This is a genomic window from Nocardioides sp. J54, assembly GCF_000519005.1.
Taxonomy (GTDB): Bacteria; Actinomycetota; Actinomycetes; order Propionibacteriales; family Nocardioidaceae; genus Nocardioides.
On record NZ_JAER01000066.1, the window covers coordinates 1 to 11,119 of the forward strand.

The 11,119-nt window shown below is 73.3% G+C and carries 13 protein-coding genes and 1 pseudogene; 11 read left to right on the forward strand and 3 right to left on the reverse strand.

The window, feature by feature from the left end:
- Positions 1-148: 148 nt before the first annotated feature.
- The gene (locus NOCJ54_RS0122250; protein ID WP_028657238.1) at positions 149-367 is read right to left on the reverse strand and encodes a hypothetical protein; all 219 of its coding nucleotides are present in this window, start codon (positions 365-367) and stop codon (positions 149-151) included.
- A gap of 95 nt (positions 368-462) precedes the next feature.
- Positions 463-732, reverse strand: a complete 270-nt coding sequence (locus NOCJ54_RS0122255; protein WP_028657239.1) for a hypothetical protein — start codon at positions 730-732, stop codon at positions 463-465.
- 123 nt (positions 733-855) lie between these two features.
- Between NOCJ54_RS0122255 and NOCJ54_RS0122260 the strand changes: the two genes are divergently transcribed.
- Together NOCJ54_RS0122260 and NOCJ54_RS0122265 are read left to right on the forward strand one after the other, a co-directional pair.
- The gene (locus NOCJ54_RS0122260) at positions 856-1,224 is read left to right on the forward strand and encodes an NYN domain-containing protein (RefSeq protein WP_028657240.1); all 369 of its coding nucleotides are present in this window, start codon (positions 856-858) and stop codon (positions 1,222-1,224) included.
- Between the two features lie 40 nt (positions 1,225-1,264).
- On the forward strand, positions 1,265-2,338 hold the full coding sequence (locus NOCJ54_RS0122265; RefSeq protein ID WP_084255628.1) for an amidohydrolase family protein: 1,074 nt from the start codon (positions 1,265-1,267) through the stop codon (positions 2,336-2,338).
- 13 nt (positions 2,339-2,351) lie between these two features.
- On the opposite strand, the gene NOCJ54_RS0122270 is transcribed toward NOCJ54_RS0122265, so the two are convergent.
- On the reverse strand, positions 2,352-2,924 hold the full coding sequence (locus tag NOCJ54_RS0122270; protein ID WP_028657242.1) for a hypothetical protein: 573 nt from the start codon (positions 2,922-2,924) through the stop codon (positions 2,352-2,354).
- Between the two features lie 103 nt (positions 2,925-3,027).
- On the opposite strand from NOCJ54_RS0122270, the gene NOCJ54_RS28745 reads away from it, so the two are divergent.
- The 9 genes and pseudogenes from NOCJ54_RS28745 (at position 3,028) to NOCJ54_RS0122310 (ending at position 10,643) form a co-directional block, all read left to right on the forward strand.
- Positions 3,028-4,941: a S8 family serine peptidase gene (locus tag NOCJ54_RS28745; RefSeq protein ID WP_051486285.1), complete on the forward strand. Its 1,914-nt coding sequence runs from the start codon at positions 3,028-3,030 to the stop codon at positions 4,939-4,941.
- A complete protein-coding gene (locus tag NOCJ54_RS28750; protein ID WP_051486286.1) occupies positions 4,938-5,642 on the forward strand; it encodes a hypothetical protein in 705 nt (234 codons plus the stop codon). Before NOCJ54_RS28745 ends, NOCJ54_RS28750 begins: the two co-directional genes overlap by 4 nt.
- The gene (locus tag NOCJ54_RS0122285) at positions 5,639-6,508 is read left to right on the forward strand and encodes an ATP-grasp domain-containing protein (RefSeq protein WP_028657243.1); all 870 of its coding nucleotides are present in this window, start codon (positions 5,639-5,641) and stop codon (positions 6,506-6,508) included. Before NOCJ54_RS28750 ends, NOCJ54_RS0122285 begins: the two co-directional genes overlap by 4 nt.
- A gap of 172 nt (positions 6,509-6,680) precedes the next feature.
- Positions 6,681-7,172 (forward strand): 30S ribosomal protein S16, encoded by a 492-nt coding sequence (gene rpsP, locus NOCJ54_RS0122290; RefSeq protein WP_028657244.1) that lies wholly within the window; start codon positions 6,681-6,683, stop codon positions 7,170-7,172.
- Between the two features lie 4 nt (positions 7,173-7,176).
- Positions 7,177-7,416, forward strand: coding sequence for an RNA-binding protein (locus tag NOCJ54_RS0122295; protein WP_028657245.1), 240 nt, complete (start codon positions 7,177-7,179; stop codon positions 7,414-7,416).
- 93 nt (positions 7,417-7,509) lie between these two features.
- A complete protein-coding gene (gene rimM, locus NOCJ54_RS0122300) occupies positions 7,510-8,061 on the forward strand; it encodes a ribosome maturation factor RimM (protein WP_198020309.1) in 552 nt (183 codons plus the stop codon).
- A pseudogene (gene trmD, locus NOCJ54_RS30430) lies at positions 8,058-8,732 on the forward strand (tRNA (guanosine(37)-N1)-methyltransferase TrmD); the annotation flags it as partial. The gene rimM and the pseudogene trmD, both read left to right, overlap by 4 nt.
- A 93-nt stretch (positions 8,733-8,825) precedes the next feature.
- Entirely contained in the window at positions 8,826-9,212 is a 387-nt protein-coding gene (locus NOCJ54_RS30435) for a GNAT family N-acetyltransferase (RefSeq protein ID WP_269634618.1), read from the forward strand.
- A 174-nt stretch (positions 9,213-9,386) separates the two neighbouring features.
- On the forward strand, positions 9,387-10,643 hold the full coding sequence (locus tag NOCJ54_RS0122310; protein WP_028657248.1) for an ammonium transporter: 1,257 nt from the start codon (positions 9,387-9,389) through the stop codon (positions 10,641-10,643).
- Positions 10,644-11,119: the final 476 nt, after the last annotated feature.

Here is an 11,119-nt window from a genome sequence, read left to right on the forward strand (position 1 = left end):
ACTGCACGGTAGAGCTTGCCGATCTCTGTGGAGGTCAGCTCTCGGGGGGAGTGGTCCCGCAGGATCGCTGCCGCCTGATCGCACTCGATCGAGGCGACAGCCCGGAGGTGGTCCCGCTGCGGTGCGCCCCAGCTGCGCTCGAGAGCGCTCATCGCGATGCCTCCTCGATCGCCGCCGACAGGGCCTCCAGCAGCTCGCGGGCCTGCTCGATGGTCATGCCGTCCATCGCCCGCGGGTGCACGACCTGGATCAGCGGTACTTCGGTCGGGTCCGGCGTGCCGTCGGGGTAGGCGACCCGGCTGTGCCAGACCGACTCGTTGGCGTGGTGGTGGATCACCAAGCCCTCCCACTCGCCGAGCTCGGCCACGTGCTCCTCGAGGGTGTCGGTGCACCACGGGGGGCAAACGATCTCCGGCTGCGTTCCGGGCGGGACCGCGAGGACAGCAGGACGGGGCGCCGCGCTCACTGGTGGGCCTCGATCCACTCAGCGGCCTGCTTCTCGACCTCGGCCTGAGTCGGCAGCTCGTACAGGCGCGCCTGATCGTCAGCCGCCTCGCGGATCGCGTCGCCGTATCCGCGGGCGTCGAGGGTGGAGATGATGCTGTTCAGGTGGGTGAGGTCCCACGGGATCGAGTCCTGGCCGGGCTGCCTGGTCGCGGCGGTCAGGCGGTCAACGGTCCGGCGGACGTAGGTGGCGGCGACGATGTCGCCGGTGGGAGATGATGTGGTCATGTTCGGCGTCTCTCTACTTGAAGGAAACGACCCCTACAGCGTTGGTGGTCGCCCTGCCGAATCACCCCGTGACTACAGCGCTCGGCCGTCCGGAACTCTCCAAGTTCCTGAAGTGATCCTCCGGTGAGGACCACGCTCGTCGTCGACGGCGCCAACGTCGTCGGTGCCCGCCCGGACGGCTGGTGGAAGGACCGCGCCGGGGCCGCCCGCCGCCTGCACGAGCAGCTGCTCGTCGCCGACGTGCCGTACGACGACGTGGTGCTCGTCCTCGAGGGCCAGGCCAAGGGCGGGGTGCGCGCCGGCAAGGACGCGCACGTCCGCACGGTGCACGCCCCGAAGGACGGCGACGCCACGATCCTCGCCGAGGCGGCGAAGGCTGTCGGGCGGGGCCACCGCACCGTCGTGGTCACCGCCGACCGGGCGCTCGACGCCCGCGTGCACGGCGTCGGCGCGACGACGCTGAGCCCGACCTGGCTGCTGTCCCACCTTTGAGGGGGACCGCGCCCGCAGCGGCGTTGGTAGCGTGCGGCGCGTGAGTGCGCTGCGGTTCTCCGGTCCGGTCCTGCCCGACGGCGAGGTGCGGGAGCTCTTCGTGGTCGACGGGGTGGTCACCTACGAGCGGCCCGCGGGGGCGGAGACGGCCGCCGAGGGGTGGATCGTCCCCGGCCTCGTCGACGCCCACAACCACCTCGGCCTCGAGGACGGGGGAGCGGTCCCCGACGACGAGGTCGAGCGCCAGGCGATCGCCGACCGCGACAGCGGCGTGCTGCTGACCCGCGACTGCGGCTCCCCGGCCGACACCCGCTGGGTGCAGGAGCGCGAGGACCTGCCCCGGCTGATCCGCTGCGGCCGCCACGTCGCGCGCACCCGCCGCTACATCCGCAACTACGGCCAGGAGGTCGAGCCCGACGGCCTCGTCGACGCCGTCGACGCCCAGGCCCGGGCCGGCGACGGCTGGGTGAAGCTCGTCGGCGACTGGATCTCCCGCGAGGAGGGCGACCTGGCACCGTCCTTCCCCGCGGACGCCGTCACCGCCGCGATCGAGGTCGCGCACGCCCAGGGCGCCAAGGTCACCGCGCACTGCTTCGGCGAGGACTCCCTCGGCCCGCTGCTCGACGCCGGCATCGACTGCATCGAGCACGGCACCGGCCTCACCGAGGCCCACCTCGAGCGGATGGTCGCGCAGGGCGTCGCGCTCGTGCCGACCGTGCTGCAGACCTCGAAGTTCCCGGAGTTCTCCGCCCAGGGGCGCGACAAGTTCCCGGCGTACTCCGCGACGATGGACACGCTCTTCCAGCGCCGCCGCGACGTGCTGATGGCCGCCCACGACGCGGGCGTCGCGCTCTACGTCGGCAGCGACGGCGGCGGCTCGACCCGCCACGGCGTGCTGCACGAGGAGATCCGTGCGATGGCCGACATGGGCCTGTCGAACGAGTACGTGCTCGGCGCCGCGTCCTGGCGCGGCCGCGCGTGGCTGGGCTGGAACCCCGGGCTCGACGAGGGTGACGCCGCGGACTTCGTCGTCTACCCGCGCAACCCGCTCGAGGACCTGTCGGTGCTCACCGAGCCGGCCCGCGTCGTGCTGCGCGGCCGGGTCGTCGCCTGACAGAGCTCCCGCCTCACCCCTGGTACGGAGGCTGGTACGGCGGCTGGTACGGCGGCGGGGGCAGCTGCGGCGGCCGGTTGCGCCGCACCAGCGTCACCACCAGCACCGCGAGCCCGGCCGCGCCGAGGAACAGGCCGAGGCAGGCGCCGCCGAAGATCGTCCCGATGAGCCCGGGGATGCTCGGCAGCGGCCCGAGCCGCACCTCGGCGCCGTCGCCCGCGAGGGCCGTGCAGGTGACCTCCAGGTCGCCGTCCGCGGTGTCGAAGGACCGGTCCGCCTCCCACTCGTTGACCTCGTAGGACCCGTTGACCGGGCCGAAGGAGATCGCGGTCCCGTCGCCGGCCACCGCCTCGCAGGTCACCGGCCGGCCGTCGGTGACGAACACGCCGTAGGTCTCGTCGGCCGGGAGGTCGACCTGGTGCGCCTGCCCGTCGGCGGCGACCACGACGACCTCGCCGCTGAGCAGCCGCCAGACCACGACGCCGGCGGCCACGGCGACCACGACCGCGGCCACGAGCAGGCCGACGGCCACCCAGATGCCGGTGCGGGACGTGCGCTTCGGTGCGGGGGCGTGGGGGGAGCTCATGGCCGGAGAGTCTGCCAGCGCAGCTCGGTGTATCAACGGCACCGGCGCGTCGCTCCGCACAGTGACCGGCCATTCCGGCTGGTCCTCTCGAGAAGGAGCCCCCATGCACCGCTACCCCGACCACCTGACGCACCCCTCCGGCGTCGAGCTCACCCCGAAGCCCGACCGCGTCCTGCTCGCGCCGCGCACCGGCCCGGCCGTCGCCGGGTTCGCTGCCGCCGCGGCAGCGCAGGCCGACGTGCTCGCCACCCTCGGCCTCGTCGCCGAGGGGCCTGCGACCGACGACGGTCCGCTCGCCGCGGCCGACGTCCAGCCCGACGCGAAGCAGCCCGTCAACGAGGGCCCGGACTTCGTGTTCGCCCGCACCCCCGACGGCTCCGAGGTCGACGGCGACGCGATCGCCCGCGCCGAGGCCGAGGGGACCGTCGGGTGGGCCGCGCCGGTCTACACCGCCGACTTCGGTGCCGGCGAGGAGGAGCTGGCCCCGGCCGCCGACGCCGTGGTGCTGCTGCACGCCGACGTCGCCGACCCCGAGGACCTCGCCCGGGTCGTCGCCCTCGGCCTCGAGCGCGACGAGGTCCGCTCCGCGCTGCTGGGCGACCACGACTACTTCACCGTCGCCGACCCGGCCGCCACGCCGGCGTACGACCTCGCCGACCGGATCACCGAGGCCCTCGGGCGCGACGTGGAGGTCCGCCTGGAGTGGGTGCCGATGCGGGTCCCGGTCGCGCACGTGCCCAACGACCCGATGTACGCCGACCAGTGGAACCTCCGCCAGATCGGCGCCGCCGGTCCCGGCACCACCGGCTGGGACCTCACCATGGGCTCGGCCTCGGTGGTCGTCGCGATCCTCGACGAGGGCGTCGAGCTCGGCCACCCCGACCTCGCCGGCGCGTTCGTGCACAACGGGATCAACCTCGGCACCATGTCCGGCACCGGAGCGCCGACGGGCGACCACGGCACCCCGTGCGCCGGGATCGTCGCGGCCCGCACCGGCAACGGCACCGGCGTCGCGGGCCTGGCCGGTCGTTGCCGGATCCTGCCGATCGCCTTCTCCCGGTGGACCGACACCGAGGTCGCCGCGGGCATCCGCTACGCCCGGATGCAGGGCGCCCACGTGATCTCGATGAGCTTCGGGTGGAACGCCTGGGACCGGGCCGTGATCGACCCGGCCATCCAGGAGGCGTTCAACGCCGGCCTCGTGATGTGCGTGGCCACGCACAACCACAACACCGCCAACGGCATCACCTACCCGGCCACCAACCCGCTGGTCATCGCGGTCGGGGCCTCCGACCAGGCCGACAACCGCAAGTCGCCCTCCAGCCCGGACGGCGAGGGGTGGGGGTCGAACTACGGTCCGCAGATCTCGGTGGTCGCGCCGGGCGTGCGGATCCCCAGCACCGACCGGCTCGGCGCCAACGGCTACACGGCCAACGACTACACGCCGCGGTTCAACGGCACCTCCGCCGCCACGCCGCACGTCGCTGCCCTCGCCGCGCTGATCCGCTCGCGGAACTCCAGCCTCAACAACGTCGGCGTCCGCCGGATCATCGAGCAGACCGCGGCGAAGGTGGGGACGGTTCCCTACGCCAACGTCGCCGGCCACCCGAACGGGACGTGGAACGAGCAGATGGGCTACGGCCGCATCGACGTGCTCGCCGCGCTGCAGCGGGCGACCCCGGTCAAGCGGTGGCACTTCGAGGACGACCTGGTCAAGCACCTGCGCGACAACATCGTCTTCGAGAAGAGGTTCAAGGAGGTCCGCGAGATCGACATCTACAAGCTCGCCGGCCGCGAGGTGGACGACCTGATCGACCTCGAGGACCTGATCAACCCGGTGCGCGACCGGCTCGAGGGGCTGAAGGGCCTCGAGGGCCTGGACGAGGTCGTCAAGCGGCTCGAGCGCATCGAGAAGCGCGTCGGCAGCCTCGGCAGCCCGTTCCTCGGCACCGAGGACCGGCCCGACGTCTCGACCCCGGTCGTCGAGGCGGCCGTCAACGGCGACGGACCGTCGTGATCCTCGTCGTGGCCTCCCAGCGGGACCCCGGGGCCGCGGCCCTGGTCGCGGGGTGGGCGGGCGCCCGCCTGCTCACCCCGGCCGACCTGTCCCTGCCGGGCTGGGTCCTCCCGGCCGGCGCCACCGGCCCCGGGGACCCGCCCGGCCGGGGCGTCGCGGACGGCGAGCCGTTCGAGGTCGACCGGGTGGGGCGGGTCGTCTGCCTCCTGGCACGGGTCCGACCCGCCGAGCTCACCTGGATCGCGGACGAGCACCGCGGGTACGTCGCCGCGGAGATGACCGCGCTGCTCGGTCACTGGCTCGCCGGCCTCGGCGACCGCTGCGTCGTCCGCCCGACCCCCGGGGACCTCGCCGGACCGACCCGGCCGACCACGGCGTGGGCCGCTGCGGCCGGGCTCCCGGTCGCCGAGCGGTCGGGGAGCGGGAGCCACGTCGTCGTCACCGTCGTCGGCCGACGGGTCGTCGTCGGTGGCGACGGCCCCGCGCCCGGCCCGGCGGAGCGTCGCGGGCTGGTCGCGGCGGCCGCCGCGCACGACGCTCCGCTGCTCTCGGCCGTCCTCACACCCGGCGGCCCGGGGGAGGGGCTCGCCCTCGAGGCGGTGCTGCCCGCCCCGCTCGTGGCGACCCCCGCGGCCCGCGCCGCGGTCCGGCGGTACGTCGCCTCGGGCCGCCCCCGCACGCGGGAGCGGGTGGCGTCGTGATCGTCCTGCACGGGTTGCGCACCGACACGCCCCTCGAGGCGGTCCGGCGCGTGCTCGAGGACCGCGGGGCGCCGTACCTCCTCGTCGACCAGGCCGACTGTGGGACCGTCGCCGTCGAGCGGCGCGGGGGCCACCCCGTGCTCGTCGTCGACGGCGACGCGGTCCTGGTCGACGAGGTGACCGGCGCCTACCTGCGGCCCTACGACCTCGGCGACGCCGTCGACGCCGCCGAGCAGGAGCGGCTGGCCCGGCTCGCGACCGACCTGCGGGAGTGGGCCGAGCTGGCGCCACCCCACGTGCGGGTGCTCAACCGGCCCTCCGCCGGCCTCAGCAACCACTCGAAGCCGTGGCAGGCCCGGGCCGTCGCCGACGCCGGCTTCGCGGTCCCGGAGACGCTGCTGACCACCGACCCGGCCGCTGCCCGCGCGTTCGTCGCCCGGCACGGCCGGGTGGTGGTCAAGTCGGTCAGCGGGATCCGCAGCATCGTCCGGGTCGTGGGGCCCGACGACGACCTGTCCGCGGTGCGCTGGTGCCCGACCCAGCTGCAGCGGTTCGTCGCCGGGGTCGAGCACCGGGTGCACGTCGTGGGGGACCGGTTGTTCGTCCACCGGATCCGCTCCGAGGCCGTCGACTACCGCTACGGCGGGTTCGCCGCCGAGCCGGTCGACCTGCCCGACGCCGTCGCAGACCGCTGCCGGGCACTGTGCCGGGCGCTGGAGCTCGAGCTGGCCGGCCTCGACCTGAGGTTCGGCGCCGACGGGCGGTGGTACTGCTGGGAGGCGAACACCTCGCCGGCGTACTCCACCTTCGACGGGCCCGACCGGGCCATCGCGGGCGCCATCGCGGACCACCTCGCCGGCGGGTGAGGGGTGGATTCGTGCCGGGCGGGGGTGATCTGGCAGACTTGGCGGCTGAGTTCTGCGCCTTCCGGACCCTCTCAACCGGTGGGTGCAGCGCCCATCGAGACCCGGGTCCCGGTGTTCCCCACCTGGTCGCCCGCGCCTCACCCACACTAGTTCTCAAGGAGACACCACAAACGTGGCCGTCAAGATCCGTCTGAAGCGCCTGGGCAAGGTCCGGGTCCCGCAGTACCGCATCGTGATCGTCGACTCGCGCAAGAAGCGCGACGGCGCCGTGATCGAGGAGATCGGCAAGTACCACCCCAAGGAGGAGCCGTCGTTCATCGACGTCGTCTCCGAGCGGGCGCAGTACTGGCTCGGTGTCGGCGCGCAGCCGACCCCGGCCGTCGAGGCGATCCTCAAGATCACCGGTGACTGGCAGAAGTTCAAGGGCATCGAGGGCGCCGAGGGCACCCTGAAGGTCAAGGAGCCGAAGCGCGACAAGCTCGAGATCTTCAACGAGGCCCTCAAGGAGGCCGCCAACGAGCCCAAGGGCGCCGCGGTGACCGCCAAGAAGTCCGAGAAGAAGGCCGACAAGGCCGAGGACAAGGCTGACGAGAAGGCCGCGGAGGCGCCGGCCGAGGCCGCCGCCGAGGAGGCCCCCGCCGAGGCTCCCGCCGAGGAGGCCTGAGCAGATGCTCGCCGACGCACTGGAGCACCTCGTCCGCGGCGTGGTCGACCACCCCGACGACGTGGTCGTCCGCGACAAGCAGCTGCGGCGCGGCTCGGTGCTCGAGGTCCGGGTGCACCCCGACGACCTCGGCAAGGTGATCGGTCGCGGCGGCCGCACGGCCACCGCCTTCCGCACCGTGATCGGCGCCCTGGCCGGCAACAGCAGCACCCGGGTCGACTTCGTCGACACCGACCGCCGCTGAGCCACGGCACGAACCGTCCGGACGGGCGTCTCCCCCACGGGGGAGGCGCCCGTTCGCCGTTCCCGGCCGGCTGGCCCTAACCTCGGGCTCGTGGTGGAGAGCATCGAGGTCGTCGTCGGTCGCATCGGCAAGCCGCACGGCATCCGCGGAGAGGTGACGGTCGACGTCCGCTCGGACGAGCCCGAGCGCCGGTACGCCGTCGGCGCCGTCCTCCAGGTCGAGCCGCCCCGCGGCTCCGCCTTCGCGCACCGCACCCTCACCGTCGCCCGGACCCGCTGGCACCAGGGCGTGCTGCTGGCAGCGTTCGAGGAGCTGCCGGACCGCAACGCCGCCGAGACCGCCCGCGGGGTGGTGCTCCGCGCCTCCGTGCCCGCCGACGAGTCGCCGGAGGACCCCGAGGAGTTCTACGACCACCAGCTGGTCGGCCTCGCCGTGCACGACGTCGACGGCACCCACCTCGGCGAGGTCGTCGGGCTGGTGCACGGCGCCCAGGACCTGCTCCGGATCAAGACCCTCGACCGGCGCGAGGCGCTGGTGCCCTTCGTGGCCGCCCTGGTGCCCGAGGTGGACGTCGCCGGCGGTCGCGTCGTCGTCGCCGACCGGCCCGGCCTGGTCAGCCCGTTCCCCGAGGAGGAGGGGGAGTGAGGCTCGACTACCTCACGATCTTCCCGGACTTCTTCGGCCCGCTCGAGCTGTCGCTGCCCGGCAAGGCGGCGGCCAGCGGCCTGCTCGACGTCCACGTCCACGACCTGCGGACGTGGACCCACGACCGGCACCGCACCGTCGACGACACCCCCTACGGCGGCGGCGCCGGGATGGTGATGAAGCCCGAGCCGTTCGGCGAGGCCTTCGAGGCCCTCGGCATCGGCGCCGGCGACACGATCGTGTTCACCACCCCCTCCGGCGAGCGCTTCGACCAGCGCCTCGCCGAGGAGCTCGCCACCCGCGAGCGCATCGTCTTCGCCTGCGGGCGCTACGAGGGCATCGACCAGCGCGTCATCGACCACGCCCGCGAGGTCGCCGAGGTCCGCGAGCTCAGCCTCGGCGACTACGTGCTCAACGGCGGCGAGGTCGCCGCCCTCGCGGTCACCGAGGCCGTCGTGCGCCTCCTGCCCGGCTTCATGGGCAACGCCGAGTCCCTCGTCGAGGAGTCCCACGGCGCGTCCGGGCTGCTGGAGTACCCCGTCTACACCAAGCCCCGCACCTGGCAGGGCCGCGAGGTCCCCGACGTGCTGCTCAGCGGCGACCACGGCCGGATCGCCGCGTGGCGCGAGGACCAGGCCCGGCGTCGTACGGCGCGGCGGCGGCCGGACCTGCTGCACCCCTCCGTCCTCGACGACGGCACCCCGATCGTGCGCGCCGTCCCCGGCGACGCCGGCGAGCTGCTCACCCTGCAGCGGGCCTGCTGGGTGCAGGAGGCGCTCGACAACGACACCCTCGACATCCCCGCCCTGCACGAGTCGCTCGACGACGTCGTCGCGTGGATGCAGGAGTGGGACACCTGGGTCGTGCGCCGCGCGGGCCGCCTCGTCGGCGCCGTCCGCGGCAAGATGGAGGGCGACGCCTGGGACATCGGGCGGATCATGGTCGCCCCCGACCTGCAGGGCAGCGGCCTGGGCCGGGCCCTCCTCGACCACATCCAGGCCGTCGCGCCGGAGCAGGCGACGTCGTACCTCCTCTTCACGGGGGAGGGCAGCGCCCGCAACCGGCGGATGTACAGGAAGGCCGGCTTCCGCCTCCGCGCCGACCTGCCGGCGCCGCCGCACGCGGTCGTGCTCACCAAGCCCCGCCGCTGAGGCGGGAGGGTCGCAGACGGCGTCACCGGGACGTCACACGCTGGGAGAACTAGTAACACGCACGAAACGTGAGCCGGTTCCCGGCGAAACGAGGCGTCGCAAGTATCGGGTCCAGACGCGGCAGGCAACGTTGCCAGACCGCCGCACCACTACCCGAGACTTGTGAGGAACCGGATGTCTGTCGATCTCTCGTGGCAGCTGATCTGCGCTGCCCTGGTCCTGTTCATGACGCCAGGCCTGGCGTTCTTCTACGGCGGTCTGGTCAAGCAGAAGTCCGTCGTGTCGATGATGATGCTGAGCTTCGGCTCCATCGCCGTCGTGGCCCTGCTCTACGTGCTCATCGGTGGCACGGGCATCACCGACGGCTCCACCGGCGGGTGGAAGCTCTTCGGCAACCCGTTCGCCGACGTGGGCATGTCCGACCTGATGGAGGGCGTCGGCGCCGGTGAGGCCGCCAACGCCTTCGGTGGCCACGCCTTCCTCGTCGCCTTCTGCATCATCACCGTCGCGCTGGTCTCGGGCGCGGTGGCCGACCGGGCCCGCTTCTGGCCCTGGATGCTGTTCGCCGCGCTGTTCACCGCCTTCGTCGTCTTCCCGAGCTTCCGCTGGATCTGGGGCGTCGACTCCGAGGGCACGCCCAACGGCTGGCTCGCCAACGACGTCCTCGGCCTCGGCACCGGCGCCCTCGACTGGGCCGGTGGCACCGTGATCCACCAGTCTGCTGGTGCTGCGGCCCTCGCCCTGGCCCTGGTCCTCGGCAAGCGCAAGATCGGCTTCTCCAAGGAGGAGACCGTCGCCCACAACGTCCCGCTCGTCCTGATCGGTGCCGCGATCCTGTGGTTCGGCTGGTACGGCTTCAACACCGGTGTCTACGGCGCCGACGAGGGCCAGACCTCGCTGATCTTCTTCAACACCGTGATCACCCCGGCCGCCGCCCTGCTCGGCTACATCGCCATCGAGGCGCTCAAGGACGGCAAGGCCACCGCGGTCGGCGCCGCCTCGGGCATCGTCGCCGGCCTGGTCGCGATCACCCCGGCCTGTGCCTTCCTCACCCCGGTCTGGGCCCTCGTGCTCGGCCTGGTCACCGGCGCGATCTGCTGCTTCGCGGTCGACCTGAAGTTCAAGCTCGGCTTCGACGACACCCTCGACGTCGTCGGCCTGCACCTGGTCGCCGGCTTCATCGGCTGCCTCTGGGTCGGCATCTTCGGCGCCGAGGCCCTCACCGGCGGCAGCCTGCTGTTCGGTGGCGAGGCCAAGCTGTTCATGGCCCAGCTCCTCTCGTCGCTCACGATGATCGCGTTCTCCTTCGTGATGGCCTTCATCTTCGCCACGCTGATCGAGAAGACGATCGGTTTCCGCGTCAAGGAGGAGGACGAGGTCGCCGGTATCGACCTGGTCCTGCACGGCGAGGGCTACGCCCTCAACGACTGATCCATCCCGCTCCACCCGCAGGCCCGTCCCGGTTCGTCCGGGGCGGGCCTGTGGTCTTGCGCGAGCGTGTCGCCTGTCGACGACGGCGCGCAGGCACTCGCTGCGCTCGGCCCGCACCTGTCGCCGACGCGCCTCCGGCGCGGGCGCGGGCGCTGCCGCGCGCGCAGTTGGCTCCGGTAGGTGGCACAGCCCGTCTGGCGGCAAGCCTTGGGCTCAGCTCCGCCGGACTCCCCGGTGGTTGAGGTGCGAGGCCGCCCGCGGCCGAGCCTCGCGGTGTTGTCTGGCGCGAGCGCGTCGCCTGTCGAGGGCCGCGCGCAGGCCTCGCAAGCTCGGCCCGCACTTGCCCTCGACGCGCCTTCGGCGCGGGCGCCGCGCTGCCGCGCGAGCAGTTGGTTACGGAAGTTGGCGCAGTCCGCCTGGCGGCAAGCCTTGGGTTCGCCTCGCCTGACTCCCGGTGGTTGAGGTGCGAGGCCGCC